Raw genomic sequence first — 25,568 nt, 5'->3', positions numbered from 1 at the left:
CCGGCCGTGGCGGCTCGCGTGCGCCCTGACTTTCTGGTCCACCCGACATATCCGATCTTCCGGGAACATCCATGAGTCAGTCCGACACTCCCGTCGCCAGCAACCTCGCCCCCTCCCCCGCCGCAGACCAGCCGCCGCGCATCGCCTACGTGCAGGCCGGATGGCACGCCGACATCGTCGGCCGCGCCCGCCAGGCCTTCATGGCGGAAACCGCCAGCCGTGGCATACCGGCCTCCGCCATCCAGGTGTTCGACGTGCCCGGCGCCTTCGAGATCCCCCTGCATGCGCAGGCCCTGGCCCGCAGCGGCCGCTTCGACGCCATCGTGGCCTGCGCTCTGGTGGTCGACGGCGGCATCTACCGCCACGACTTCGTCGCCGCGGCCGTGATCGACGGCCTGATGCGGGTGCAACTCGACAGCGGCGTGCCGGTGTTCTCCGCCGTGCTCACGCCACACCACTTCCACGAGCACGCCGAGCACCGCGACTTCTTTCTTGCGCACTTCACGGTCAAGGGCCGGGAGGTCGCCCAGGCCTGCCTGCGGACGCTCGGGAGCCTGGGCGGGATCAGGTCCGTCCTTGCCCGTTGCGGATCAGCTTGACATCGAAGCGCGCAATCTGAAGCCCGCGCTTCGGAAGCGTCGCCATGAGGCGCGCAGCCTTCAGCAGCGGAACGGATTCGCCCCCGGCACCCAGCGGGCGCACCAGGTCGTGCCGGGACGCACACACTGCTCCGGCCGCAAGTGAACAAGTACGGCTCCGGGGCGTCCCCACGGAGGCCTGGGCACGAAGATCCTCATGGTCAGCAATGGCCCAGGCAGACCCTTGCGGCGGGCTCTCACGCCGGGGCGGGCCAACGACGTGGTCCCAGCAAACTGGTCAAGGGCTTCAAGAAGACGCATGTCCTGGCGGACGGGGCCATGCCCGTGGGCCCTTCGCGGTACGCCTGAACGCCGGCAGCCTGGGCGCTCCAGGCCTCCCGCTCCGCCATTCGTTGTTTTTTTGAGAATATCTTTTGAAAATCTCTCGGCCGCCTCCATAAGCAAATAAGACGACAAAAAAGCAAAGCATCCAAACCATAGGCCATGCTCGAATTCGCCGAAAGATCGTTCCAATTTTTACGAGCGGTGTTCATTACCTTGAAGGAGTTTGCAATGAGGAGTTCCCGCGCCGTGGTGGCTGCAGCCGCTGTGTCTGCTTTGTTTGGCCTCGGCCTTGGGTCTGCGCACGCGGCTCAACCCCCTTACTCCATCGTCACCGGCACGGGGGCCGCTGGTAACGACCAGGGAACTTTTCCTGGCACCTCGGGTTCGATTCCCGAACTGAATCTGGATTGGGCGGTTACTGCCGACCCTGCGGATCCAGCCACTCCAGGCGCCGTACCCGCCACCACGAGTTATCATGTTTACGCAGGCGTGCAAAGATGGAAGTTCACGAGAAATGGGGCCCCCGCAACAGTGAATCTCGCATTTGCCATTAGCGGAATCGATGCGTGGCTTGATTCTAATGGCACTCAGAGAGAAGCGATAGGCTTGCCTGTAGGTACTCAATGCGATATCAGCAACCCCGCATACGTATTTCCTGCAGGAGCCACGGATGGTACACTTGGTAACCCAATATTCTCTTTCACACCTGACAACGGATCGGGTCTGGCCGTGCTGCAGTATCTTGGTGGTCCCGGTTTGCCAGTCAATCGTTATAACCAATATGCGGCTGTGCCCTGTACTTATACGGGCAGTCAGTTAGTCTTGACCGGCAAAGGATTCCCGGCAAACGTGGCAGGTGGAACAAGCTTCTGGCACGGCCTGGCTTATCTGCGTGTGTTGAATAGCCCCGCACCAACCGCTGTACCAACGACGGGCACCCTTGGTCTGCTGAGCCTTGCCGCCGTTTTGGGTGTTGTAGGCAGTTTTATGGCACGCCGTCGTCGCCTTGGCTGATCAAGGCAGGCGGGCCGGTTCTCTCCCGCCCCCTCAGGCAGGCTGCGGGGGATCATTGAACATCCACTGTGCGAAGCGCTGGCCGCCAGGATCCAAGGTGACCGCAAAACCCTAGGCCTGCCCCGCCTTCGCCACCGCCACGTCCACATCGCGCGGCAGCGCCACGCCGTTTTTCACGGCCAGGATCTCGGCCATGACGCTCACTGCGATCTCGGGCGGGGTCTTGCTGCCGATGTAGATGCCGATCGGGCCGCGCAGCCGGGCGAGCGAGGCCTCGGTTTCGTCGAAGTGCTCGATCATGCGCTGGCGGCGCGCCGCGTTGTTGCGGCGCGAGCCTATGCCGCCGACGTAGAAGGCCTCTGTGTGCAGGGCTTCGAGCAGGGCCAGGTCGTCGAGCTTGGGGTCGTGCGTGAGCGCCACCACGCAACTGCGGCGGTCGGGGCGGAAGGCGCGCACGGTGTCGTCGGGCATGTCGGAGGTGATCGCCGCGCCGGCGACCGACCAACTGCCGCGGTACTCCTCGCGCGGGTCGCACACGGTCACGGCAAATCCGCTGAAAAGCGCCATGGTGGCCAGGTATTCGGCCATCTGGCCGGCGCCGATGATGAGCATGCGGTACTCGGGCCCGAAGGTGTTGGCAAGGCTGTCTGGCGCCAGCGCCAGTTCGGAAGGCTCGATGGCGTCTTCCAGGGTGACCAGGCCGTCGGCCAGGGCCACGCGCCGGCGCACCAGCCGGCCGGCCTCCAGCCGCGCCACCAATTGCGACAGCGCGGCGGCGTCGGGGTCGAATTCCAGCAGCAGTTCCAGCGTGCCGCCGCAGGGCAGGCCGAAGCGGTGGGCCTCGTCGGCGGTGATGCCGTAACGCACGAAGACGGGCTTGCCGCCGGCCATGCCGCCCTGCCTCGCATAGCGCTCGATCAGATCGTCCTCTATGCAACCACCCGACACCGATCCCATCACCGCGCCATCGTCGCGCAGCGCCAGCGTGGAGCCGACCGGGCGCGGCGAGGAGCCCCAGGTGCGCACCACGGTGGCCAGCAGCGCGCGCCGGCCCGTCACGCGCCAGTCGCGCAGGGTCCGCAGAACGCTCAGGTCGAGGTTTTCCATAGTAGCCACGGGACATTCTGCAGCCTGCGGCTCACGCCTGCAGCCGCTCCTGCAAAGCCGCATCGAAACGCTCGAAGAACTTCTCGGCCAGGGAGCGCGAGGCGCCGTCCACCAGCCGCTGACCCAGTTGCGCCACCTTGCCGCCGACCTGGGCGTTGACCACGTAGGCCAGGGTGCAGCCCTCGTCCTCGGGCGTGAGGGATACCTGGGCGCTGCCCTTGCCGAAGCCGGCGACGCCGCCCTGCCCTTCGAAGTTGAGCGTGTAGCGCTCGGGCGCCGCCACGTCGGTGAGGGTGATGCGGCCGGCGAACCGCGCCGACACCGGGCCGATCTTGAGCGCCATGCCCATCGCGTACTCGCCCGGGCCCGTGGCCTCGACCTTGTCGCAGCCGGGGATGCAGGCCTGGAGGATGTCGGGGTCGTTGAGCGCCTCCCAGGCCTGTTGCCGGGTGGCGGCGAGGCGGCGGCTGCCGTGCATGTCCATGGGGGTCTCCTTCGGATGTCTTCAGGTTCTCAGCACAGCGGCGATGCCGGCGGCCAGCGCGTCCAGGCGCGCGAGGTTGTGCACCGCCAGCATGCCGTCGGCATGGCGGTGCAGCACGGCGGCGCCGCGCGCGAGCGGCGCATAGCCGTCAAAGCGCAGCAGCGGATTCAGCCACAGCAACGGGCCGGTGTGCCTGCGCAGCCGGGCCAGCGCGGCGTCCAGCTCTGCCGGCTCGCCGGTGTCCAGTCCGTCGGTGACCAGCAGCACCAGCGTGCGGCGGCCCACCAGGCGCCGCGCATGCTGCCGGCCCAGCGCGGACAGGGCCTCGCCCAGGCGCGTGCCGCCGGCGTAGTCGTCGATGCGCTCGCCCGCCGCGGCCAGCATGGCGTCGGTATCGGCCAGGCGAAATGCGGGCGTGAGGTCGGTCAGCCCGGTGCCAAAGGCGAACACGTCGCAGCGGCCCGCACCGCCGGCGCGCAGCCCACGCGTGGCCGCATGCAGAAAAGCCAGCAACAGCCGCGCATAGCGCTCCATCGAGCCCGACACATCGACCAGCAGCAATAGCGGCGGCGGCTGGGGACGGCGCGCGCGCCGCGGCAGTTGCATCAGTTCGCCGCCGCTGCGCACGGCCTGGCGCAGAGCGGCCGGCCAGTCGGGCCGGGCGCCGCGCGGGCCGGCTTGGGTACGGCGGCCGGCCACCTGCGGCAGCGGCAAGGGAATGTCGCGCGCCAGCCGCTGCACCAGCCGGTATTCGGCCGCGCCCAGGCCGGCGAAGTCGGCATGGCGCAGCTGCCGCAGGCGGCTGGCGCTCATGGCGGCGTCCAGGTCGATGCGCTCGTCCGGGGCCGCGCGCGGGGTGCCGGTGGGCGCGGCCAGGGCCTCTCGCACGCGCGGGCGCCGCTTGGGCGGATCGGCGCGGCCCTCGGCGCGCGGCAGCATCTGGGCGAGCAGCTTGTGCGCGATCTCCGGGTCGCGGAAGTAGGCGTCGAACAGCTCGCGGAACACCGCTATGTCTTGTGCGCGCTGCACCAGCACCGCCTCCAGCGCCGCGCGCAGGTCGCTGCGGTCGGCCACGCCCACCACCAGCGCCGCCTCGCAGGCCAGCGCCACGCGGGCGCTGTCGGTGGGGACGCCGGCGCGGCGCAGGGTGCGGCCAAAGCCTGCGATGTTGTCCGCCAGCTTGCCGCTGCGCGCGTCGCCGAGTTGCATGGTGGCCTCAGCTCGGTTCGGGCTGCAACAACCGGGCGGCCAGGTCCTGCGTCAGCGCAGCCACGTCCTCGCGGTGCTTGAACAGCACGCCGGCGGTGTGGCCGACCACCTCCGGGTCGAGCGCCAGGGCGTCCAGCGCCACCAGCGCGCGCGCCCATTCCACACTCTCGGCAATGCCCGGCACGCGCTGGAAGCCGCCGGCAAAGGGCGCGCTGCGCAGCCGCGCGACGAAGTCCGCCACCTGGGCGGCCAGCGCCGTGCCGGCCTCGGGCACGCGGACGTGCAGTATGGCCAGTTCGCGCTCACGGTCCGGGTAGTCCAGCCAGTGGTAGAGGCAGCGGCGGCGCACCGCGTCGTGCAGTTCGCGGGTGCGGTTGCTGGTGAGCAGGGTAACCGGCGCGGCCTGGGCGCGGACGGTGCCCAGCTCGGGGATGCTGACCTGGTATTCGCCCAGGTATTCGAGCAGGAAGGCCTCGAAGGGCTCGTCGGCGCGGTCGACCTCGTCGATCAGCAGCACGGCACCGGGCGCGGGCGCCTCCAGCGCCTGCAGCAGCGGGCGCCGCACCAGGTAGCGCGGCTGGTAGACCTCGCGCTCCAGCGCCTCGGCGCCGGCCGTGCCGGCGTGCTCGGCCGCGCGCATGTGCAGCAGTTGCGCGGCGTAGTTCCACTCGTACAGCGCCTCGCGCTGCTCCAGGCCGTCGTAGCACTGCAGGCGCAGCAGCCGGCGCCGCAGCGCGCGGGCCAGCGCCTGGGCCAGGGCGGTCTTGCCGACGCCCGGGTCGCCCTCCAAAAGCAGCGGGCGCTGCAGCCGCAGCGCCAGGTAAACCGCCGTGGCCAGGCCCCGCTCGGCAAAGTAGCCCTCGGCCTGCAGCGCGGCCACGAGCGCACCGATGTCGGCAAAGGGCATGGCGCCCGCGCCGGCCGGCTCAGCCGGCATCCAGCGCCCGTGCCACGGCGCGCCGCGCCAGCACGCCGACCAGGTGCGCGCGGTATTCGGCCGAGGCATGCAGGTCGGAACCGAAGCCGCTGTAATCGACCGCGACGCCCTCCACCGATTCCGGGGCGAAGCGGCTGGACAGCGCCGCCTCCAGCCCCGCGTGGCGGAACACGCCGTTGCCGGCGCCGGTGATCGCCACGCGCACGCCGCCCGGGTACTGGGCCACGAACACGCCCGCCAGCGGGAAGTGCGAGGCCGGCTGGCGCAGCTTTTCGTAGGCGGCGCGCTGCGGCACCGGGAAGCGGATGGCGGTGATCAGTTCGCCCGGCTCCAGCGCGGTGGAGAACAGGTCGGTGAAGAAGTCGTCCGCCGCGATCTCGCGCTGCGTGGTGACAACGGTGGCGCCGCTGCCCAGCACCGCGCTGGGATAGCAGGCGGCCGGGTCGTTGTTGGCGACCGAGCCGCCCAGCGTGCCCATGGCGCGCACCTGCCGGTCGCCAATGCTGCCGGCCAGGCCGGCCAGGGCCGGGAAGTCGCGTTGCAGAGCAGCGTCGGCCGCCACGTCGGCATGGCGCGTCATGGCGCCGATGACGAAGGCGTCGCCTTCGCGCCGGATGCCTGCGAGTTCGGCAATGCCGCCCAGGTCCAGCAACTGCTCGGGCGCGGACAAGCGCAGCTTCATCGAGGCCAGCAGGGTCTGGCCGCCGGCGAGCGGCTGGGCGCCGGATGCGGCGCGCTGCCGCGCCTCGGCCAGGGAGTTGGGTCGTTCCAGGGTGAAGGGGTACATGGCAATCCTTTCTGCGCCGATGCTCAGGCGCGGGCCTGCGGCGCCTTGGCCGCCTGCAGCGCCTGCCACACACGGTGCGCGCTGGCGGGCATGTCGAAGTCGGTCACGCCGGCGCCATGCAGCGCGTCGAGCACGGCGTTGATGACCGCCGGCGGCGAGCCGATGGCGCCGGCCTCGCCGCAGCCCTTGGTGCCGAGCGGGTTGTGGGTGCAGGGGGTGCAGACGGTGTCGAGCCGGAAGTCGGGGAAGTCGCCAGCGCGCGGCATGGCGTAGTCCATGAAGCTGCCGGTGAGCAACTGGCCGCTTTCGCGGTCGTACACGCAGTTCTCCATCAGCGCCTGGCCTATGCCCTGCACCAGGCCACCTTGCACCTGGCCCTCGACGATCATCGGGTTGATGATGGTGCCGAAGTCGTCCACCGCGGTGAAGCGGTCGACCCGCACCGTGCCGGTGTCGGGGTCGATCTCGACCTCGCAGATGTGGGTGCCGCCGGGATAGGTGAAGTTGGTCGGGTCGTAGAAGGCGGTCTCGTTCAGGCCCGGCTCCAGCTTGTCCAGCGGGTAGTTGTGCGGCACGTAGGCGGTCAGCGCCACCTGGCCGAACGGGATCTTCTTGTCCGTGCCCTTGACGGTGAATTCGCCGTTGGCGAAGTCGATGTCGGCGTCGCTCGCCTCCATCAGGTGCGCGGCGATCTTCTTGGCCTTGGTCTCGATCTTGTCCAGCGCCTTCATGATGGCCGCGCCGCCGACCGAGATCGAGCGCGAGCCGTAGGTGCCCATGCCGAAGGGCACGCGCCCGGTGTCGCCGTGCACCACGTCCACGTTCTCCACCGGTATGCCCAGGCGCGCCGCCACCACCTGCGCGAAGGTGGTCTCGTGGCCCTGGCCGTGGCTGTGCGAGCCGGTGAAGACGGTCACGCTGCCGGTCGGGTGCACCCGCACCTCGCCGCATTCGAACAGCCCCGCGCGCGCGCCGAGCGCGCCGGCCACGTTCGACGGCGCCAGCCCGCAGGCCTCGATGTAGCTCGAATAGCCCAGGCCGCGCAGAAGGCCCTTGGCCAGCGACGCGGCGCGCCGCTCGGCAAAGCCCGCCACCTCGGCCAGTTCGTTGGCGCGGTTCAGGCAGGCGTGGAAGTCGCCCACGTCGTACTGCAGCGCCACCGGCGTCTGGTAGGGGAAGGTGGTGATGAAGTTGCGGCGCCGGATCTCGTCCTGGGCCAGGCCCATCTCCCAGGCGCAGCGCGAGACCAGGCGCTCCAGCAGGTAGGTGGCCTCGGGCCGGCCGGCGCCGCGGTAGGCATCCACCGGCGCGGTGTTGGTGAACCAGGCGTCCACCTCGACGTAGATCTGCGGCGTGGTGTACTGCCCGGCCAGCAGCGTGCCGTAGAGGATGGTGGGCACGGCCGAGGCGAAGGTGGACAGGTAGGCGCCCAGGTTGGCGTCGGTGTGCACCCGCAGCGCGAGGAACCTGCCGTCCTGGTCCATCGCCATTTCGGCATGGCTGACGTGGTCGCGGCCATGGGCGTCCGACAGGAAGGCTTCGCTGCGGTCGGCCGTCCACTTGATGCTGCGGTTGAGCTGCTTGGCGGCCCAGGTCAGGCACACGTCCTCGGCATAGAGGTAGATCTTGGAGCCGAAGCCGCCGCCCACGTCCGGCGCGATCACGCGCACCTTGTGCTCGGGCAGGCCGAGCACGAAGGCGGTCATCAGCAGGCGCTCGACGTGCGGGTTCTGGTTGGCGACGTACAGCGTGTACTCGTCGGCGGCCCGGTTGTAGGCGCCGATGGCCGCGCGCGGCTCTATCGCGTTGGGCACCAGCCGGTTGTTGACCAGGTCGAGCCTGGTGACGTGGGCGGCGCGCGCAAAGGCGGCATCGACCTGCGCCTTGTCGCCCAGCGCCCAGCGGAAGCAGTTGTTGTCCGGCGCGGCGTCGTGCAGTGCCTCGCGGCCGCCCCTGGCGGCGTCGCGCACGTCGACCACCGCGGGCAGCACCTCGTAGTCGACCACCACGGCCTCGGCCGCGTTGCGCGCCTGCTCCAGCGTCTCGGCCACCACCATGGCCACGTGGTCGCCCACGTAGCGCACCTTGCCGATGGCCAGCACCGGGTGCGGCGGCTCGTTCATGGGCTTGCCGTCGGTGCTGTGGATCAGCCAGCCGCAGGGCAGGCCGTTCATCTTGCCCTCGATGTCCTGGCCGGTGAAGACGCGCAGCACGCCCGGCATGGCCGATGCGGCGGCGCTGTCGATGCCGCGGATGCGCGCATGCGCGTGCGGCGAGCGCACGAAGAAGGCGTGGCTCTGGTGCGCCAGCACCACGTCGTCGGTGTACTGCCCCGCGCCGGTGAGAAAACGCAGGTCCTCCTTGCGGCGGACGGCCTCGCCGATGTGCGGCAGCCTGGAAAAATCGGATGCACCCATGACAATCTCCTCAGGCTGCGGCGGCGGTGGCGGCCTGGGCCTGCTGCACCGCGCGCACGATGTTCTGGTAGCCGGTGCAGCGGCAGATATTGCCTTCGAGCTGCTCGCGGATCTCGCGCGCGTCGGCCTGCGGATGGCGGCGGCACAGGTCCACCGCGCTCAGCACCATGCCCGGGGTGCAGAAGCCGCACTGCAGGCCGTGGCACTCCTTGAACGCCGCCTGCATCGGGTGCAGCGTGCCGTCGGGCTGCGCCAGGCCTTCGATGGTGGTGACCTGCGCCCCCGCGACCTGGGCCAGCAGCACGTTGCACGACTTGATGGCGCGGCCGTCCACCAGCACGGTGCAGGCGCCGCACTGCGCGGTGTCGCAGCCGACGTGGGTGCCGGTGAGTTGCAACTGCTCGCGCAGCGCCTGCACCAGCAAGGTATGGGCCGGCGCATCGATGCGCCGCGGCCGGCCATTGACGGTGAGTTCGATGGACATGGGGGCGTGTCTCCTTGTGGTGCGCGCCCGCTTCGGGAGGCGGGCGGTCGGCAGGCCATTGTTGAAGCCCCTCGTGGCGGCAACCCTAGGCAAAACCCGTGGTTCATTGCACCGGCCCACGGAAATTCTCAGAATGCAACAGTCGGCCCGCCCCGCGCGGCCCCGGAGAACCCACGATGCAAACCCCATCCGCCCCCGGCGCGCAGCCGCGCCTGCACGCCATCCATGCGGCACGCCAGGCCGTGCTGTTCGAGGGCCGGCCCCTGCCCGACACACGGACACCGGCCTGGATCGAGCGCTCCTGGCGGCGCTGCCTGCAGCAGGGCCACGACCCGCGCCGGCGCGTGGACTTCAACCTCGTGCCCGACGCGCAGGCGCGGCGCGTGCGCGACGCCGGGCAGGCGCTGGTGGCAGCCGCCCGGCCCACGCTCGAGCGGCTCGGCCCGGCCATTGCCGGCACGCGCTACTTCGCGGTGCTGACCGACGCCCAGGGCATCGTGCTCGACGTGCACGGCGCGCCCGGGCCCGGGGACCGCCGGGCGCGAGTGCTCACGCGCATCGGCACCGACCTGTCCGAAGCGGCCATCGGCACCTCGGCCATCGGCGCGGCCCTGGCGGAACTACAGCCGGTGTGGCTGCACCGCGGCGAGCACTTCTTCGACGACAACGCCGCCTACAGCTGCGCCGGCGCGCCGGTGTCCGGGCCCGATGGCCGCTGCGTCGGCATGCTGGACCTCACCGGCATCGACACGCCCGAGCGGCCCGAGCTGATGCACCTGGCCGCGCAGTCCGCGCACAGCATCGAAAACGCCCTGGTGCTGGCGCAGCCGCATGCGCTGCGGGTGCGGCTGAACTGGCCCGGCCGGCTCGCGGGCGACGACGCCGACGGCCTGCTCTGCCTGGACGCCGAGGGCTGGGTGGTCGGCGGCAACACCACCGCGCGCCAGATCGTCTCCGGACTGGCCCGACCCGCCACACGCGCGCATTGCAGTGAGCTGTTCGCCCTGCCCTGGGAAATCCTGTTCGACCGCGCGCGCAGTACGGCCGGCGCCGCGCCGCTGGCCATGCCGCTGTGGTCCGGCCTGCGCGTGCATGCGTTGCCATCGGTGCCTGACGGCCATGCACCGAGCGTCGCCACCGCGCCGCTGCGCGACATCGAAACCGCGCTGATCCACCAGGCGGTGGAGGACGCCCACGGCAACGTGCAGCAGGCCGCGCGCGCCCTGGGCATCAGCCGCGCGACGGTGTACCGCAAACTCGGGCGGCTCGGCAGGAAGAACCAGAAAACGCTATCAAATCGATAGCTATAAGCCCAGAATTTACCTGGGCTACAGGCACTTTTTCTTCAAAAACCAGAGAAAAAGCCCCCAAACCCGCTCAAGCCGGCACCAGCGGGCTCCTGCGCACCCGCCGCACGTTGAAGGCGCTGGCGATCAGCACCCCCTGCACCAGCGCCAGCCCCAGCAGCACGCCGCTGTACTGCCCGTGGTCCATCAGCGCGCCGAACAGCAGCGGCGACAGCGCCTGGCCGATGTCCAGCCCCGCATACACCACGCCGTAGACGCGGCCGGTCGCGTTCTCGGGCGTGGAGCGCTTGACCAGCAGGTCGCGCGAGGGCCCGGCGATGCCGGCGGCAAAGCCCATCACCCCGAACAGCACCGGCACCGCCAGCGCGGGCATGTCCAGAAAGCCCAGCGCCAGCGCCACGCAGGCCGCCACGCCGAAGCCCACGCCCACGATGCGCTCGCAGCGCGTCGGGTCGGCCGCCAGGAAGCCGCCCAGCACCATGCCGCCCGCGCTGCAGACCATGTAGATGCTCAGGCAGGTCGCCACCAGCGCCACCGGCACCGCATGCAGCTGGCGCGCGGCCTCGGGCGCGAAGGCCTGCACCACGCTGAGCGAGGCGGCGTAGAAAAAGAAGAAGGCAAAGCACATCCACACCGCCGGAATGCGCAGGAAGGCCATGCTGTGCTCGGCTGGGCCGGCGGGGCCGGCGGCCTTCTGCACCGCCGCCTTCTGCAACACCAGATGGCCGCGCTTGAGCCACAGCACCAGCAGCACCGCCAGCGCCAGCGCGCCGGCCGCGCCCATGGCCACGCGCCACGAGAACGCCACGGCCAGCGGCACCACGAAGGCCGGCGCCAGCGCCCAGCCCAGGCTGCCGGTGATGCCGTGCACGCTGTAGGCATGGCCCAGCCGCGTCGCCGCCACCTTGCGGTTGAACAGGGTGTAGTCCACCGGGTGGAACACGCCGTTGCCGATGCCGCCCACCACCGCGCAGACCAGCAGCATCGCGTAGCTCTGCGCCAGCGCATAGCAGAACGCCGCCAGCGCCAGCAGGCCCAGCCCGGCGAACAGCACCGGGCGCGGGCTGTAGCGGTCCACGATGAAGCCCGACAGCGCCTGCACCGCGCAGGAGACGACGAAGAACACGGTCAGCACGAAGCCCAGCTCGGCATAGCCCACGCCGAACGCCTCCTTGAGCCAGGGAAACAGCGGCGCCAGCAGCAACTGGCTGAAATGGCTGATGCCGTGCGCCAGGCCGACCAGACCGATCAAAGTGGCGTCCTGGCGCAATGCGGGGACGGAAGGCACGGGGCCGTTAGAGGAGTGGGCCATACGGAAATGCGGCGATGCGCAGAGGGGGCATTCGGAAAGCTCCAATGCTAGGGCGTGTCATCATTTATTTCACCCCCGCGCTGGCCCCGGCATGCGGATGGATGCGCGAAGCGCGGCGCCGCCAATAGCACCGCTATTGGCAAGCCGTGCGACAAAGCAGACGCCGCATGCCGGGGCCAGCCCGCAGGGAAAGCCTGTAGCGCGGCGCATTGCGGCGTTGCCCTTCGCTCACGTAGCAGAGCTACGCAGCGCTCAGGGCGCCTTGCACTGCACCGCGCTACAGGCTTTCGCGGGGACGAAATAAATGATGACACGCCCCAGGCCGTCGGGCTGCGGCAGAATTGCGACAAAGCGACAACTTCCATCGGAAACATGCCAACCCACGCCCCTCGCGCCCGTCCACGCCGCGCCCAGCCCGCGCGCGAGCCCGCCGGCCCGCAGTTGGGCTCGCTCACGCCGCACCTGTTCCTGCCCACGGACGAGCGCCCGGTACGCGCCAAGCAGCGCATGCTGGTGGCCGAGACCGTGGTGCAGCCGCACCACCACCCCTGGCCGCAACTGACGTTTTCCACCACCGGGCTGGTGCGCATGGGCACGCAGAGCGGCACCTACATCGTGCCGCCCACGCGCGCGGTCTGGGTGCCGGCGGGCGTGGAGCACTCGGTCACCGTGATGGAAGACGCCGAGCTGCGCACCGTCTACCTGCAGCTCGACGACGCCGCCTGGGCCCCCTGCTGGCGGCAGTGCCTGGTGCTGGAGGTGAGCGAGCTGCTGCGCGCGCTGGCGCTGGCCCTGGACACCACTCCCGACGGCGCGCCCTGGCTCGATGCCGCCGCGCGCGAGGCCCTGCGCCGGCGCGAGGCGCTGGTCTGGCCGCTGCTGTGCGACGAACTGCAGCGCGCGCCGCAGGTGCGCATGGGCGTGCCGCTGCCGCATGCCGAGCACGGCGACAAGCGCCTGCGCGCGCTGTGCGAGGCGGTGCTGCAGGCGCCCGCGCGGCGCGCCACCCTGGCCGACTGGGCGCGCGAGGCCGGCGCCAGCGAGCGCACCATGGCCCGGCTGTTCCGCGACGAACTCGGCACCAGCTGGCAGCAGTGGCGCCAGCAGGCGCTGCTGGCCCATGCATTGCCGCTGCTGGCGCGCGGCGCGCCGGTCGGCCACGTGGCGGCGGTCAGCGGCTACGCGAGCGACAGCGCCTTTACCGCCATGTTCCGCGCCGCGCTGGGCCGCTCGCCGCGGCACTTCCAGAACAAGGCGTAGCCCTACACCCGCTCGAACACCGCCGCGATCCCCTGCCCGCCGCCGATGCACATGGTCACCAGCGCATAGCGCCCGCCGGTGCGCTGCAGCTCGGCGATGGCCTTGGTGGTGATGATGGCGCCGGTGGCGCCGACCGGGTGGCCGAGCGAAATGCCCGAGCCGTTGGGGTTGACCCTGGCCGGGTCGAAGCCCAGCTCCTGCATGACCGCGCAGGCCTGCGCCGCGAAGGCCTCGTTCGACTCGATCACGTCGAAGTCGCCGACCTTGAGCCCGGTGCGCTCCAGCACCTTGCGCGTGGCCGGCACCGGGCCGATGCCCATGTAGGCCGGCTCCACGCCAGCGTGCGCGTAGCCCACCAGGCGCGCCAGCGGCTTCAGGCCCAGCGCCCGCACGCGGCCGCCCTCGGCCAGCACCACGGCGGCGGCGCCGTCGTTGATGCCCGAGGCATTGCCGGCGGTGACCAGGCCGTCCTTCTTGAAAGCGGGCCTCATCTTGGCCAGCGTGTCGAGGGTGGTGTCGGCGCGCACGTGCTCGTCGGTGTCGAACGGCACCACGCCCTTGCGCGTCTTCACCTCGACCGCCACGATCTGCTCCTTGAAGCGGCCGGCCGCGATGGCCGCCGCCGCGCGCTGCTGACTGGTGGCGGCCAGCGCGTCCATCTGCTCGCGCGTGATGCCGTAGCGCGCGGCCACGTTCTCGGCGGTGATGCCCATGTGGATCTTCTCCCACGGGTCGTGCAGGATGCCGAGCATGTAATCGAGCAGCACCGCGTCGCCCATGCGCGCGCCGTGGCGCGCGGCGGTGTCGAAGTACGGGCCGCGGCTCATGGATTCCGAGCCGCCGCCGATGGCGATGTCGCAGTCGCCCAGCGCGATCGCCTGCGCCGCCGACACGATGGCCTGCAGGCCCGAGCCGCACAGGCGGTTGACGTTGAAGGCCGGCGTCTCCACCGGACAGCCGGCGTCGATGGCCGCGACGCGGCTGAGGTAGGCGTCCTTGACGTCGGTCGGGATCACGTTGCCCATGACCACGTGGCCGATGGCGTCGGGCGCCACGCCGCTGCGTTCGATGGCGGCCTTGACCGCCGTGGTGGCGAGCTGCGTGTTGGGCACGTCCTTCAGCGCGCCGCCGAAGGTGCCGATGGCCGTGCGGGCGCTGCCGACGATGAAGATCTCGCGTGGGGTCAAGTCGTTCTCCTGCTTGTGTGAGAGTGCAGGAGAAATTCTACGGAGCCAAATTGCTGCACAAAATATAGCAATCAGCCCTGGAAGGATCTTTGTTTCACGATGAAAACCACCTGAAACGCACGTTCAACCAGGGCTTCGCGCTATCTGACCCATAGCAACGATCGGCTCCAGCTCTGCCTCGACCGCCAGCGCGACCGCCGCCAGCCGCGCATCGTCGCCGCGCACCGAGGCCAGCATCAGCCCCACCGGCAGTTCGCCCGCGCCCTGGCACGGCAGGCTGAAGGCGCAGCCGTCCAGGAAGTTGATGGCGAAGGTGTTGCGCAGCAGCAGGCCGTTGGCGCGGAAGAAGGCTTCGTCCGACTCCAGCAGCGCGGCAGTCTCGGGCGCCACCATGGGCACCGTGGGGCAGACCAGCGCGTCGAAGCCTTCGAGCCGCTGCTCGACGCGCGCGATCCAGTCGCGCCGCGCGTCGTGCATGGCGATGTAGTCGGCCGCGCTGGCGCCGGCGCCGGTGTCGATGCGCAGGGCCACGCGCGGATCGAACTGCGCGCGCCGCTCGGCCAGGCGCCGGCGGTGCACGGCATGCGCCTCGACCGCGGCAAAACCGCCCAGCGCGTTGATGCGCGCGATCTCCACCAGTTCGGCCAGCGGCAGTTCGAGCACCCGCGCGCCGGCCGCCGACAGGCGCTGCAGCGCGCGCTCGAAGGCGCGGGCCACGGCGGGCTCCAGGCCGTCGAGCACCAGCACCTGCGGCACGGCCAGCCGCAGGCCGTCGAGCGGGCGGCGGCGCACGGCCAGCGGCGTGTCGGCCATGGCGGCGTCGGCCAGCAGGCAGTCCTGCACGCTGCGCGCCATGGCGCAGACCGTGTCGAGCGTGCGCGACAGCTCGAACGCCCCGCTGAGCGGCACGCGCGACTGCGTGCTCTTGAAGCCGACCAGCCCGCACAGCGCCGCCGGCACGCGGATCGAGCCGCCGGTGTCGGACCCGAGCCCGGCCACCGCCAGCCCCAGCGCCACCGACACCGCCGCCCCGGACGACGAGCCGCCCGGCACGCGCGCCACCTGCGCATCGGCCGGATTGCGCGGCGTGCCGTAGTGCGGGTTCAGGCCCACGCCCGAGAACGCGAACTCGCTCATGTTGGTGCGCCCGATGAGGGCCGCGCCCTGCGCCCGCAGGCGCGCCACGGCGGCGGCGTCGGCCGTGGCGGCGGGCTCGCCGCGGCAGGCGATGGAGCCGGCCAGCGTGGTGGCGCCGGCCACGTCGAACAGGTCCTTCACCGATACCGGCAGCCCGGCCAGCGGCGGCAGCGCCACGCCGGCGGCCTGGGCGGCATCGGCATGGCGCGCGGCGGCCAGCGCGGCGTCGGCGTACAGGGTGGTGAAGACGTGCCGTGCGGCAGGTGCGGCGGCGCCTTCCAGGGCCTGCCGCACCAGCGCCTCGTGCGTGAGTTCGCCGCGCGCGATGCGCGCGCGCAGGGTGGCAATGGTCGGGAGCATTTCAGTGCCGCTTCAGGGCAGCTCGCGCGGGACCACGTCGGTCACGTCCTCGGCCTTGCGCGCGGCCCCCTCGGGGCGCCGGGGCGACCACTGGCCCGCCGCGCTGTAGGCGCGCCGGGCCTGCTGGAAGCGCGCCCCCGGATCGAATCCCATGTGCCAGGGGCCGACCGGGCGCCCGGTGAGCCGCGCCCAGAGCTGGCGCAGGCCCCACAGGCACAGCAGCACGGCCAGAACGAACAGCACGCAGATGGCGAGCACTGCCGCGGCGGCCACCAGGGCCAGCCGCAGCACGACGCGGACCACGCCCGCGATGAAGTTGTCCAGACCTGTCACTGAAACTCTTTCCTGTTGGCGGCGGGCCGCGCCCGCCTCAATGCGCGGGCTCGGCCGAACCGAAATGGAACACCCCGGGCTCGCGCACCGGGTCGACGTCCACCGTGATCACTTCCTTCGGTGCGAAGCGGCCTTCGAGCAGCAGCTTCGACAGCGGATTCTCGATCCTTTGCTGGATGGCGCGCTTCAAAGGCCGCGCGCCGAACACGGGATCGAAGCCGACCTTGGCGACCTCGGCCAGCGCCGCGGGCGACACCCGCAGCGTGAGGTCGAGCTTGGCCAGGCGCTGCTGCAGCGTCTTGAGCTGGATCGCGGCGATGGACTCGATGTTCTTCGCATCCAGCGCGTGGAACACCACGGTCTCGTCGATGCGGTTGAGGAACTCGGGCCGGAAGTGGTTCTTCAGCTCGTCCCAGACCACGTCCTTGATCTCGTCGTAGGGCTTGCCCACCATGGCCTGGATGTGGTGCGAGCCGATGTTGCTGGTCATCACGATCACCGTGTTCTTGAAGTTCACGGTGCGGCCCTGGCCGTCGGTCAGGCGGCCGTCGTCGAGCACCTGCAGCAGCACGTTGAACACGTCGGGGTGCGCCTTCTCGACCTCGTCGAGCAGCACCACGCTGTAGGGCTTGCGGCGCACGGCCTCCGTCAGGTAGCCGCCCTCCTCGTAGCCGACGTAGCCCGGCGGCGCGCCGATCAGGCGGGCGACCGAGTGCTTCTCCATGAACTCGCTCATGTCGATGCGGATCAGGTGGTCTTCGCTGTCGAACAGGAAGCCCGCCAGCGCCTTGCACAGCTCGGTCTTGCCCACGCCCGTGGGACCCAGGAACAGGAAGGAGCCGGTGGGCCGGTTCGGGTCCGACAGGCCCGAGCGCGAGCGGCGGATGGCGTTGGCGACGGCGGAAATCGCCTCGTCCTGGCCGACCACGCGCTCGTGCAGGCGGTCTTCCATCATGAGCAGCTTGTCGCGCTCGCCCTGCATCAGCTTGGCCACCGGGATGCCGGTGGCGCGCGCCACCACCTCGGCGATCTCCTCGGCGCCGACCTGGGTGCGCAGCAGCGTGGGCGCGCTGGACTTGCCCTTGCTGGTCTCGGCCGCCTGCGCTTCCTTCAGGCGCTTTTCCAGCGCCGGCAACTGGCCGTACTGCAGCTCGGCAACCTTGTTGAAGTCGCCCTTGCGGGTGTATTCCTCGATCTGGAACTTGAGCTTGTCGATTTCCTCGCGCACCTGGGCGCTGCCCTGGGCCTGGGCCTTCTCGGCCTGCCAGATCTCGTCGTAGTCGGCGATCTCCTTCTGCAGCTTGGCGATCTCGTCCTCGATCAGCGCGAAGCGCTTCTGCGAGGCCTCGTCCTTCTCGCGGCGCACCGCCTCGCGCTCGATCTGCAGCTGGATCAGGCGGCGGTCGAGCCTGTCCATCACCTCGGGCTTGGAGTCCATCTCGATCTTGATCTTGGACGCGGCCTCGTCGATCAGGTCTATCGCCTTGTCGGGCAGGAAGCGGTCGGTGATGTAGCGGTCGCTCAGCTCGGCCGCGGCGACGATGGCCGGGTCGGTGATGTCCACGCCATGGTGCACCTCGTACTTCTCCTGCAGGCCGCGCAGGATGGCGATGGTGGCCTCCACGCTCGGCTCGCCCACCAGGATCTTCTGGAAGCGGCGCTCCAGCGCGGCGTCCTTCTCGATGTACTTGCGGTATTCGTCCAGCGTGGTGGCGCCCACGCAGTGCAGCTCGCCCCGGGCCAGCGCGGGCTTGAGCATGTTGCCGGCGTCCATCGCGCCCTCGGCCTTGCCGGCGCCGACCATGGTGTGCAGCTCGTCGATGAAGACGATGGTCTGGCCCTCGTCCTTGGCCAGCTCCTTCAGCACGCCCTTCAAGCGCTCCTCGAACTCGCCGCGGTACTTGGCGCCGGCCAGCAGCGAGGCCATGTCCAGCGACAGCACGCGCTTGCCCTTGAGCGAATCGGGCACCTCGCCGGCGACGATGCGCTGGGCCAGGCCCTCGACGATCGCCGTCTTGCCCACGCCCGGCTCGCCGATCAGCACCGGGTTGTTCTTGCTGCGGCGCTGCAGCACCTGGATGGCGCGGCGGATCTCGTCGTCGCGGCCGATCACCGGGTCGAGCTTGCCCAGGCGGGCGCGCTCGGTCAGGTCCAGCGTGTACTTCTTCAGCGCCTCGCGCTGGCCCTCGGCGTCGGCGCTGTCCACGTTCTGGCCGCCGCGCACCGCCTCGATGGCCGCCTCCAGGCTCTTGCGGCTCAGGCCGTTGGCGCGCGCCATGTCGCCGACCTCGCCCTTGGCGTCGGCCACGGCCAGCAGGAACAGCTCGCCGGCGATGAACTGGTCGCCGCGCTTGAGCGCTTCTTTCTCGGTCGCCTGCAGCAGGCTGGCCAGGTCGCGGCCGACGCTGACGTCCTGGCCCTGCACCTGCGGCAGCTTGCGGATCGCCGCATCGGCCGCGGCCTGCAGCCCGGCCAGGTTGACGCCGGCGCGCTGCAGCAGCGCGCGCGGGCCCTCCTCCTGCCGCAGCATGGCCGCCAGCAGGTGGGCCGGCTCGATGTAGGCGTTGTCGTGCGCCAGCGCTAGGCTCTGCGCGTCGGCCAGCGCCTCTTGGAATTTGGTGGTGAGTTTGTCTTGTCGCATTGGGAATGAACCTCCGGTTGCCAGGGCAATTGGGGATCGCGGGGCATGATTCAAGCGCGGCGGCCTGCTGGACTTGATGACTGTACGCTCGTGGCTGTATGTTTCAGGCCCGCGCCCGCGCGGCCGGCCTGCCCTTCCTTTTCACCCGGAGCTTTTCCATGATCTCTCTGCAACGACGCGCCCTGGCCCTTGGCGCCCTGCTGGCCTGCGGCCTCGCCTCGGGCCTGGCCCTGGCGCAGACCCAGACGCCGGTCCGGCTGCTGGTCGGTTTCCCCCCGGGCGGCGGCACCGACGCCATCGCCCGCACGCTGGCCGAGCGGCTGCAGCCCCTGCTGGGCACCACCGTCATCGTGGAAAACCGCGCCGGCGCCGGCGGGCAGATCGCCGCGCAGGCACTGAAGGCCGCCGCGCCCGATGGCCACACCTTCTTCGTCACCCACGACCACACCATCTCGGTGCTGCCTCAGGTCGTGAAGAACCCGGGCTTCGACCCGGCGCGCGACTTCGTGCCGGTGGCCGGCTTTGCCACCTTCGCCAACGCGCTGGCGGTGTCGGGCAGCACGCCGGCGCAGACCTTCACCGAGTACGTGGCCTGGGTCAAGGCCCAAGGCGGCAAGAGCAGCGTGGGCATTCCGGCGCCGGCCAGCACGCCCGAATTCACCGTCAAGCTGGTGGCCGACAAGTACCATCTGGACCTGCAACCCGTGCCCTACCGCGGCAGCGCGCCCATGCTGGCCGACATGCTGGGCAGCCAGATCGCCGCGGGCATCGGCTCGGTGCCCGACTTCATCGAGAACCAGAAGGCCGGCAAGCTGCGCATCGTGGCCGTGGTCGGCGACAAGCGCCAGACGCTGCTACCCAACGTGCCCACCTTCAGCGAACTGGGCCTGAGCGGGCTCGAAGACATGCCCTACTACGGCGTGTTCGCGCCGGCCGGCACGCCGCAGCCAGTGATCGACCGCTTCTCCGACGCACTGGCCAAGGTGCTGGCGCAGCCGGAAGTGCTCGAGCGCTTCGTCGGCCTGGGCCTGGCGGTGCAGTACATGCCCCAGCGCAGCTTCGCCGCACGCGAGAAGGCCTACACCCAGGCCTGGACACGCATCATCAAGACCTCGGGATTCCAGCCGCAGTGACGCACAGAATGCTATATAAATTATAGCAACAAGCCCAGATGGTACCTGGGCTACAGGCCTTCTCGACCCATATTCGAGGCCTCAGTGCCCGGTGCCGGCCCATGCTCGGCGCGCCAGCGCGCCAGCGCCGCATCGTCGCTCGCGCGGGCATCGACCCAGCGGGCGCCGGCCGGCGTCTGCTCCTTCTTCCAGAACGGCGCCCGGGTCTTGAGGAAGTCCATCAGGAATTCGCAGGCCTGGAACGCCTCGCCCCGGTGCGCCGAGGCCACCGCCACCAGCACGATCTGCTCGCCCGGCTGCAGCAGGCCCACGCGGTGGATGACGCGCGCGCAGCGGATGTTGAAGCGCGCATGGGCCGCGTCGATCATCGCCTCGATCGCCTTCTCGGTCATGCCGGGGTAGTGCTCCAGCTCCATCGAGGCCACGGCCGCCCCCTCGCTGTGGCCGCGCACCGTGCCGACAAAGCTGCACACCGCGCCCACGCCGCCATCGCCCACGCGCAGGGCCGCGACTTCGGCGGACAGGTCGAAGTCGGCGCTCTGGATCGAGACACGGGGGCTGTTGCGCGAGGACGTCATGCGGCGGATTGTGGCACTGGGGCCTAGAATCGCCCCATGTCGCGCCACCCGCAAGCCCTTCGCACCGCCGCCCCGCACGCGGCGGCCGGCCTGCGTGCTGCGGCCAAAGCCAAAAAACTCCAGCTCATCTGACCGGAGCTGCGGTTCCGTCCTCGGATGAGCGATGGAACCGCCCTTTCTCCCCTTCTCCCTCTCTCCGGGCTTTTCGTACGCGCACTCCGATGGCGGTTGTCCCTCGGTCGTTTTCCTGCAAAGGATGACAGCGTGCCTACCTCAACCGCCCCTTCCGCCCCTGGCTTTGCCGGCCTGTGGATTCCCCTTGTCACCCCCTTCGCCGATGGCGCGGTGGACCATGCCGCGCTGCGCGCGCTGGTGCGGCGCTTGAAGCCCAGCGGCATCGCCGGCTTCGTCGCCTGCGGCTCGACCGCCGAGGCCGCCGCGCTCGACCGCCAGGAGCAGCTCGCCGTGCTGGACACGGTGCTCGACGCCGCCGCCGGAATGCCCGTGGTGATGGGCGCCAGCGGCTGCCACCTGGGCCAGATGCGGGACTGGATCGCCACCCTGGCCACGCGCCCGCTGGCCGGCCTGCTGCTGTCCGCGCCCAGCTATGTGCGGCCGGCCCAGGACGGCCTGCGGCACTGGTTCCGCAGCCTGGCCGACGCCAGCCCGGCGCCGCTGATCGTCTACGACATCCCCTACCGCACCGGCGTCACGCTGGCGCGCGAAACCCTGCTGGCGCTGGCCGCGCACCCCAACATCCGGGCCGTGAAGGACTGCGGCGGCGACCCGTCGAAGACCGCAGCCCTGATCGCCGACGGCCGGCTGCAGGTGCTCGCCGGCGAGGATGCGCAGATCTTCGGCAGCGTGGCGCTGGGCGCCGCAGGCGCGATCGCGGCCAGCGCGCACTGGCAGACCGAACGCTTCGTGCAAGTGCTGCAACGGCTGGCGCAGCAACGGCTGGACGACGCGCGACAGCTGTGGCACGCGCTGCTGCCCAGGATCGAGGCGCTGGCGGCGGAGCCCAATCCCGCGCCGATCAAGGCACTGCTGGCGCAGGCGGGCTGGCTGCGCAACGAGTTGCGCGCGCCGATGGTGCCGGCCTCGGCCGCGCTCTGCACGCGGCTGGCCGGCCTGGGATAAGCCCGGCAACTCCCTTGAGCCCCCTGCCACTTCTGCGGTGAAGCAATGAAATAGGTCGCCAGGAGTCCTGCTGGATCATGACGTCGCCCCCGTGGCTGATAGGGGAAACAAAATACGCCAAAGGCCACGGGGAAAGTCTACTGACGGACCTGTGGCCTCGGACTCCTGGACAGGATGGCTTGCGCCTACCCATTGTTCAGGTAGCTGGTAACGTAGTCCTTCGTGACCTTGCCGATGAATTGCACCAAGCGGTATTTACCGGCGTTCGACAATTTTCCGTCGTATCCCGCATCGAGAATGACAAACAGCTCCCGTGGCTCCGTTGTCTTGATCACGATGAAGTCGTCAAGATAGCCAAGAAAATCATCGCCCGTGTAGAACTGTTCCTGCGCGATTATCCAGGCCGAATAAAATCCAACATCCGAAATACTAAGGCGCAACATGTCGCCTGCAAACTTCGGCGCGGCCGCGGCGATCAAATCAAAAATCCGCCGCTTCTCATCCAAGGACGAATCCTTTATCCATGGCGCGCTGCGCAGCGTCCAGCACATCACATCAAGGCCATACCTGTTGCCTGAGCCGACGATTTCCTGGACCAGTTCCACAGGATTTTCCACATCGACGCCCAGCATGTGAGCGATTTCTCCAAAATACTCGTTGCCACTTATTATCCTCCCGTGCCGCGCCTCCAGCAGAACCTCCCTGGGGCTCCTGCCGTTTCCGGACCTGGAATAGGCATGAAAATGATCCCTCACTTCCCCCAGCCGGTCGAGGACTGAGGACTCCCGCCTGGCCACATACTCCCGCAGGATTCTTTTTAGGGTCTTTCCATCCGCAGAATCCTACACCGGAGCGAAGGCTCTGATTGCGCCCCATTGGCTCGCGGAGTAAAGGAAATAGAGGGCGACGCTCACCGATGCTCAAGCGACCAGGATGAGCGCACGTCGATATCTTCCATTCTTCATTGAGGCCCTCCGGGCAGGCTTTGCATTCAGCCGCCCGCCACCGGCGGAAAGAACGCCACTCCGCGCCGTCAATCGCGGGGCTGCGCCACGAAATCAACGACTAAATTCGCAGCATTCAGAAAAACTTGATTCTTGGAATAACCGCATATACCCCACCACCCATCGGAACGAACGCAGTTGTGGAATAGGTGAGCGTTAAGAAGTCAACGACCTGATCCACCTGGGCGGTGGGGACGAGCCGAATTCATTGCCAGTGCTGACATTCAGCGACACAGTTGCCAGGGGCCGGCTCAAATCAACTCTATCTATGCGTGGGTCAGCATTTTTATACAACAACAGCAGATCCGCATAAGAGAGCCGCGCCGCAACCGAAGCCCATCGCGTGAAATACGATATTGACTTTTTTCCATCCTCGCTTAGCCCCGCCAATATTTCGTCAAAAGCCTTCCTCAAGGACTCTTCTTGCGACCGTTGAACATCAGGCCCCAGAATACCACCCCCAGGGAGGTAGCCAGGCTGCCGCTTCAGATCAATCAGAACTGTAGCATGGCCTCCCACCTTGGCCTCGTTCAGTGCCTCTTCGTCAAACTTCTGCACAGCGTTAGACAAAATAACTCTATTGCCCACTACATCAATAGGCCGAAGGGAAACTATGTCTGCCCTGTTATTCAGGGCATAAAAACCTTCCATATTGATCGTGGCATCAAGAGAGACGATCTTTCCACCGCTGCCTACCGACTCGTTTCCAGTGATGGAATAATCTTTGATACCCCAAGGCGCCAGCACTTTGACAATGTTCTCCTTGGCGGCAATCGCCTGCGGCACTGCGCCCTCTCGAATCTTGAACACCGACATCCCGTCGCGCCCCAACTCCCATGTCCAGGCCGTGCTCGCCGGGATGATATTGACCCTGGCCACGCCTTTGACTGAGATCTCCTGCTCGATTTTTTTCAGATCGCCATAAGGATCAAAGATAGTTCCTCTTTCATTCGCCGGCATGATGGAGCGAACGTTCTGGTTCGCCAGGATCGCATCGAGCCCGGCCCTGGTGACATAGAGGCTCATGCCACCCAGATTTTTTCGCCAGACGGCTGACTCGACATACTCCCCCTTGATGGAAGCCAGCACCGCATTTTCCGTATCGGAAAAGTCTGGCATCCTGTCCTTGTAATTCCCTGCAACCAGATCCGCTATGGAGTTCTTCACATTCAAGCCGACCGAGATGTGAAAATACTTGCTGTTCGGTGGTGCGGAATCGACGATTGATTTCACCACGTCAAGATAGACCGGCTCGATCGCCGCCGCGCCTGAAGAAAAGAAGGGCGCCATTGCAATGGCTGCAATTTTCATGAGCCCCGCGTTTTTTCGAGGACGAAGCAAAGAGAAAAACCCTGCGAACCTATCGATATTCATATGGCGCGACCTTTCGCTGGTTCGGAACTGCACTGTATGTTGCTTTATCTTTTGAAGAAATTACTTTCCCATACAGGACCGCGGATGCAGAAAACCTCCCACTCAGGAAGCCTTCTTTGACAAAAATCAAGCACAGCCACGTTTTTTTCGGCCCCTGCAAAGAGTTGTTCCCAGGGTACCGTCCGCGCACTTCAGCCGCCCGTCACCGGCGGAAAGAACGCCACTTCCGCGCCGTCTTGCAGCACGGCGGCCTCGTCGCACAGTTCCTGCGCCACGGCCACGCGCACGGCGCGGCTGCGCGACAGGCTTTCGGCCCAGGCGCCGCCGCGGGCGATGAGTTGGTCGCGCAGGGCGCCGGCGGTGGCGGCGTCGGTGCGCAGCGTTTCCTGGGCGGTGCCGACGGCTTCGCGCACCGAGGCGAAGTAGCGCACGGTGAGCGTCTTCATGCCATCAGCTCCGCGAACGGCAGGAAGCGCACCAGGTCGCCGTGCGCAATGGCGGTGCCGGCGGGGTTGTCGACCAGGCCGTCGCCCCAGACCATGGAGGTGAGCACGCCCGAGCCCTGGTGGCCGAACAGGTCGAGGCCGCCCTGGGCGTTGCGCGCGACGCGCAGGAATTCGCGCCGTCGCTCGGCCTTGCCCCAGTTGAAGTGCGCTGGTAGCCGCAGCGGCTCGGGCGTGAGCCGCGCGGCGCCCTGCAGTTGGAGCAGGAAGGGCCGCACCAGCATCAGGAAGGTGACGAAGCTCGATACCGGGTTGCCCGGCAGACCGATGAAGTGGGCCGGCCCGATCCGGCCGTAGGCAAAGGGCTTGCCCGGCTTGATCGCCATCTGCCACAGCGTGAGCGTGCCGAGCGACTGCACGGCCGGCTTGACATGGTCTTCTTCGCCGACCGAGACGCCGCCGCTGGTCAGGATCAGGTCGTGCTCTGCGGCCGCGCCGCGCAGGGTCTGCACCGTGGCGTCGAGGCGATCGGGCACGATGCCCAGGTCGCTGACCTCGCAGCCGGCGCGCAGCAGCAGCGCGCGCAGCAGGAAGCGGTTGGAGTTGTAGATGGCGCCGGGCGGCATCTGCGCGGGCGGCAGGTCGCCGGGCATGAGCAGTTCGTCGCCGGTGGAAAACAGCGCCACGCGCGGGCGCCGCGCCACGCGCAGTTGCGCGCGGCCGATGCTTGCGGCCAGGCCGAGGGCGGCCGGCCCCAGGCGGGTGCCGCGCGCGAGCACGACGGCGCCGCGCGCGACGTCTTCGCCCGCGCGGCGGATCGCCAGGCCGGGCTGCGGCGCGATGGTGATGCGCACGGATTCGGTTTCGGGCAGCGCGGTGCACTGCTCCTGCATCACGACGGCGTCGGCGCCGGGCGGGATCTGTCTCTTATACACATCTAAAAAGGGGGGGGGGGGGGGGGGGGGGGGGGGGGGGGGGGGGGGGGGGGGGGGGGGGG

At 69.0% G+C, this 25,568-nt stretch carries 22 protein-coding genes and 1 pseudogene; 6 read left to right on the top strand and 17 right to left on the bottom strand.

What is annotated here, in order from left to right; translation table 11 throughout:
* Positions 1-71: 71 nt before the first annotated feature.
* The gene (locus JHD63_RS00115) at positions 72-599 is read left to right on the top strand and encodes a 6,7-dimethyl-8-ribityllumazine synthase (protein WP_198968624.1); all 528 of its coding nucleotides are present in this window, start codon (positions 72-74) and stop codon (positions 597-599) included.
* 483 nt (positions 600-1,082) lie between these two features.
* Positions 1,083-1,937 (top strand): hypothetical protein, encoded by an 855-nt coding sequence (locus tag JHD63_RS00110; protein ID WP_198968623.1) that lies wholly within the window; start codon positions 1,083-1,085, stop codon positions 1,935-1,937.
* A 111-nt stretch (positions 1,938-2,048) separates the two neighbouring features.
* On the opposite strand, the gene JHD63_RS00105 is transcribed toward JHD63_RS00110, so the two are convergent.
* The 7 genes and pseudogenes from JHD63_RS00105 to JHD63_RS00075 all read right to left on the bottom strand — a co-directional run bounded on the left by JHD63_RS00105 (position 2,049) and on the right by JHD63_RS00075 (position 9,362).
* Positions 2,049-3,044, bottom strand: coding sequence for an XdhC family protein (locus tag JHD63_RS00105; RefSeq protein WP_198968712.1), 996 nt, complete (start codon positions 3,042-3,044; stop codon positions 2,049-2,051).
* Positions 3,045-3,087: 43 nt separating this feature from the next.
* Positions 3,088-3,528 (bottom strand): annotated as a pseudogene (locus JHD63_RS00100) (CoxG family protein); the annotation flags it as partial.
* Between the two features lie 21 nt (positions 3,529-3,549).
* On the bottom strand, positions 3,550-4,737 hold the full coding sequence (locus tag JHD63_RS00095) for a vWA domain-containing protein (RefSeq protein WP_198968621.1): 1,188 nt from the start codon (positions 4,735-4,737) through the stop codon (positions 3,550-3,552).
* A 7-nt stretch (positions 4,738-4,744) separates the two neighbouring features.
* Complete coding sequence (locus JHD63_RS00090; protein WP_370590350.1) at positions 4,745-5,674, bottom strand: AAA family ATPase; 930 nt, start codon at positions 5,672-5,674, stop codon at positions 4,745-4,747.
* Positions 5,664-6,461 (bottom strand): FAD binding domain-containing protein, encoded by a 798-nt coding sequence (locus tag JHD63_RS00085; RefSeq protein WP_198968619.1) that lies wholly within the window; start codon positions 6,459-6,461, stop codon positions 5,664-5,666. The genes JHD63_RS00090 and JHD63_RS00085 overlap by 11 nt, the downstream gene beginning before the upstream one ends.
* Before the next feature lie 23 nt (positions 6,462-6,484).
* Complete coding sequence (locus JHD63_RS00080; RefSeq protein WP_198968618.1) at positions 6,485-8,878, bottom strand: xanthine dehydrogenase family protein molybdopterin-binding subunit; 2,394 nt, start codon at positions 8,876-8,878, stop codon at positions 6,485-6,487.
* Between the two features lie 10 nt (positions 8,879-8,888).
* Positions 8,889-9,362: a (2Fe-2S)-binding protein gene (locus JHD63_RS00075; RefSeq protein WP_198968617.1), complete on the bottom strand. Its 474-nt coding sequence runs from the start codon at positions 9,360-9,362 to the stop codon at positions 8,889-8,891.
* Between the two features lie 176 nt (positions 9,363-9,538).
* On the opposite strand from JHD63_RS00075, the gene JHD63_RS00070 reads away from it, so the two are divergent.
* A complete protein-coding gene (locus JHD63_RS00070) occupies positions 9,539-10,666 on the top strand; it encodes a sigma-54-dependent Fis family transcriptional regulator (RefSeq protein ID WP_198968616.1) in 1,128 nt (375 codons plus the stop codon).
* A gap of 73 nt (positions 10,667-10,739) precedes the next feature.
* Here JHD63_RS00070 and JHD63_RS00065 read toward each other — a convergent pair whose 3' ends face one another.
* The gene (locus tag JHD63_RS00065) at positions 10,740-11,981 is read right to left on the bottom strand and encodes an MFS transporter (protein ID WP_198968615.1); all 1,242 of its coding nucleotides are present in this window, start codon (positions 11,979-11,981) and stop codon (positions 10,740-10,742) included.
* 372 nt (positions 11,982-12,353) lie between these two features.
* Here JHD63_RS00065 and JHD63_RS00060 point away from each other — a divergent pair, with 372 nt between their 5' ends.
* A complete protein-coding gene (locus tag JHD63_RS00060) occupies positions 12,354-13,241 on the top strand; it encodes an AraC family transcriptional regulator (protein ID WP_198968614.1) in 888 nt (295 codons plus the stop codon).
* Positions 13,242-13,243: 2 nt separating this feature from the next.
* Here JHD63_RS00060 and JHD63_RS00055 read toward each other — a convergent pair whose 3' ends face one another.
* From JHD63_RS00055 to clpB, 4 genes are all read right to left on the bottom strand, one after another.
* Positions 13,244-14,428 (bottom strand): acetyl-CoA C-acyltransferase family protein, encoded by a 1,185-nt coding sequence (locus JHD63_RS00055; RefSeq protein WP_198968613.1) that lies wholly within the window; start codon positions 14,426-14,428, stop codon positions 13,244-13,246.
* Between the two features lie 123 nt (positions 14,429-14,551).
* The gene (locus JHD63_RS00050) at positions 14,552-15,925 is read right to left on the bottom strand and encodes an amidase (protein WP_198968612.1); all 1,374 of its coding nucleotides are present in this window, start codon (positions 15,923-15,925) and stop codon (positions 14,552-14,554) included.
* A gap of 12 nt (positions 15,926-15,937) precedes the next feature.
* Positions 15,938-16,258, bottom strand: a complete 321-nt coding sequence (locus tag JHD63_RS00045) for a hypothetical protein (RefSeq protein WP_198968611.1) — start codon at positions 16,256-16,258, stop codon at positions 15,938-15,940.
* 37 nt (positions 16,259-16,295) lie between these two features.
* Positions 16,296-18,899, bottom strand: a complete 2,604-nt coding sequence (clpB, locus tag JHD63_RS00040; protein WP_198968610.1) for an ATP-dependent chaperone ClpB — start codon at positions 18,897-18,899, stop codon at positions 16,296-16,298.
* Positions 18,900-19,057: 158 nt separating this feature from the next.
* Between clpB and JHD63_RS00035 the strand changes: the two genes are divergently transcribed.
* Positions 19,058-20,032, top strand: coding sequence for a Bug family tripartite tricarboxylate transporter substrate binding protein (locus JHD63_RS00035; RefSeq protein ID WP_198968609.1), 975 nt, complete (start codon positions 19,058-19,060; stop codon positions 20,030-20,032).
* Positions 20,033-20,082: 50 nt separating this feature from the next.
* Here JHD63_RS00035 and JHD63_RS00030 read toward each other — a convergent pair whose 3' ends face one another.
* On the bottom strand, positions 20,083-20,610 hold the full coding sequence (locus JHD63_RS00030) for a molybdenum cofactor biosynthesis protein MoaE (RefSeq protein WP_198968608.1): 528 nt from the start codon (positions 20,608-20,610) through the stop codon (positions 20,083-20,085).
* Positions 20,611-20,766: 156 nt separating this feature from the next.
* Between JHD63_RS00030 and JHD63_RS00025 the strand changes: the two genes are divergently transcribed.
* A complete protein-coding gene (locus JHD63_RS00025; protein WP_198968607.1) occupies positions 20,767-21,750 on the top strand; it encodes a 4-hydroxy-tetrahydrodipicolinate synthase family protein in 984 nt (327 codons plus the stop codon).
* A 185-nt stretch (positions 21,751-21,935) separates the two neighbouring features.
* Here JHD63_RS00025 and JHD63_RS00020 read toward each other — a convergent pair whose 3' ends face one another.
* The 4 genes from JHD63_RS00020 to JHD63_RS00005 all read right to left on the bottom strand — a co-directional run.
* Positions 21,936-22,382 carry a hypothetical protein gene (locus JHD63_RS00020; protein ID WP_198968606.1) on the bottom strand — a complete coding sequence of 149 codons (447 nt, stop codon included), beginning with the start codon at positions 22,380-22,382 and terminating at the stop codon, positions 21,936-21,938.
* A 528-nt stretch (positions 22,383-22,910) separates the two neighbouring features.
* Entirely contained in the window at positions 22,911-24,065 is a 1,155-nt protein-coding gene (locus JHD63_RS00015) for a hypothetical protein (protein ID WP_198968605.1), read from the bottom strand.
* A gap of 254 nt (positions 24,066-24,319) precedes the next feature.
* Positions 24,320-24,574 (bottom strand): molybdopterin converting factor subunit 1, encoded by a 255-nt coding sequence (gene moaD / locus JHD63_RS00010; RefSeq protein WP_198968604.1) that lies wholly within the window; start codon positions 24,572-24,574, stop codon positions 24,320-24,322.
* On the bottom strand, positions 24,571-25,568 hold a 998-nt coding region (locus JHD63_RS00005; protein WP_198968603.1), incomplete at its 5' end, for a molybdopterin molybdotransferase MoeA. The genes moaD and JHD63_RS00005, both read right to left, overlap by 4 nt.

The sequence above is a fragment of the Xylophilus sp. ASV27 genome (assembly GCF_016428875.1).
Taxonomy (GTDB): Bacteria; Pseudomonadota; Gammaproteobacteria; order Burkholderiales; family Burkholderiaceae_C; genus Xylophilus.
The sequence above is the reverse complement of the archived record's forward strand: the minus strand, read 5'-3'. Positions and strand labels throughout refer to the sequence as shown.

Bases quoted from the DNA above. Each gene is read 5' to 3' on its own strand.
- JHD63_RS00020 (WP_198968606.1), bottom strand. From the start codon at position 22,382: ATGCTGGGCGTCGATGTGGAAAATCCTGTGGAACTGGTCCAGGAAATC.
- clpB (WP_198968610.1), bottom strand. From the start codon at position 18,899: ATGCGACAAGACAAACTCACCACCAAATTCCAAGAGGCGCTGGCCGAC.
- JHD63_RS00090 (WP_370590350.1), bottom strand. From the start codon at position 5,674: ATGCCGGCTGAGCCGGCCGGCGCGGGCGCCATGCCCTTTGCCGACATC.
- JHD63_RS00015 (WP_198968605.1), bottom strand. From the start codon at position 24,065: ATGAAAATTGCAGCCATTGCAATGGCGCCCTTCTTTTCTTCAGGCGCG.
- JHD63_RS00060 (WP_198968614.1), top strand. From the start codon at position 12,354: ATGCCAACCCACGCCCCTCGCGCCCGTCCACGCCGCGCCCAGCCCGCG.
- JHD63_RS00110 (WP_198968623.1), top strand. From the start codon at position 1,083: ATGCTCGAATTCGCCGAAAGATCGTTCCAATTTTTACGAGCGGTGTTC.
- JHD63_RS00085 (WP_198968619.1), bottom strand. From the start codon at position 6,461: ATGTACCCCTTCACCCTGGAACGACCCAACTCCCTGGCCGAGGCGCGG.
- JHD63_RS00050 (WP_198968612.1), bottom strand. From the start codon at position 15,925: ATGCTCCCGACCATTGCCACCCTGCGCGCGCGCATCGCGCGCGGCGAA.
- JHD63_RS00070 (WP_198968616.1), top strand. From the start codon at position 9,539: ATGCAAACCCCATCCGCCCCCGGCGCGCAGCCGCGCCTGCACGCCATC.
- JHD63_RS00095 (WP_198968621.1), bottom strand. From the start codon at position 4,737: ATGCAACTCGGCGACGCGCGCAGCGGCAAGCTGGCGGACAACATCGCA.
- moaD (WP_198968604.1), bottom strand. From the start codon at position 24,574: ATGAAGACGCTCACCGTGCGCTACTTCGCCTCGGTGCGCGAAGCCGTC.
- JHD63_RS00075 (WP_198968617.1), bottom strand. From the start codon at position 9,362: ATGTCCATCGAACTCACCGTCAATGGCCGGCCGCGGCGCATCGATGCG.
- JHD63_RS00115 (WP_198968624.1), top strand. From the start codon at position 72: ATGAGTCAGTCCGACACTCCCGTCGCCAGCAACCTCGCCCCCTCCCCC.
- JHD63_RS00030 (WP_198968608.1), bottom strand. From the start codon at position 20,610: ATGACGTCCTCGCGCAACAGCCCCCGTGTCTCGATCCAGAGCGCCGAC.
- JHD63_RS00105 (WP_198968712.1), bottom strand. From the start codon at position 3,044: ATGGAAAACCTCGACCTGAGCGTTCTGCGGACCCTGCGCGACTGGCGC.
- JHD63_RS00035 (WP_198968609.1), top strand. From the start codon at position 19,058: ATGATCTCTCTGCAACGACGCGCCCTGGCCCTTGGCGCCCTGCTGGCC.
- JHD63_RS00065 (WP_198968615.1), bottom strand. From the start codon at position 11,981: ATGGCCCACTCCTCTAACGGCCCCGTGCCTTCCGTCCCCGCATTGCGC.
- JHD63_RS00080 (WP_198968618.1), bottom strand. From the start codon at position 8,878: ATGGGTGCATCCGATTTTTCCAGGCTGCCGCACATCGGCGAGGCCGTC.
- JHD63_RS00025 (WP_198968607.1), top strand. From the start codon at position 20,767: ATGAGCGATGGAACCGCCCTTTCTCCCCTTCTCCCTCTCTCCGGGCTT.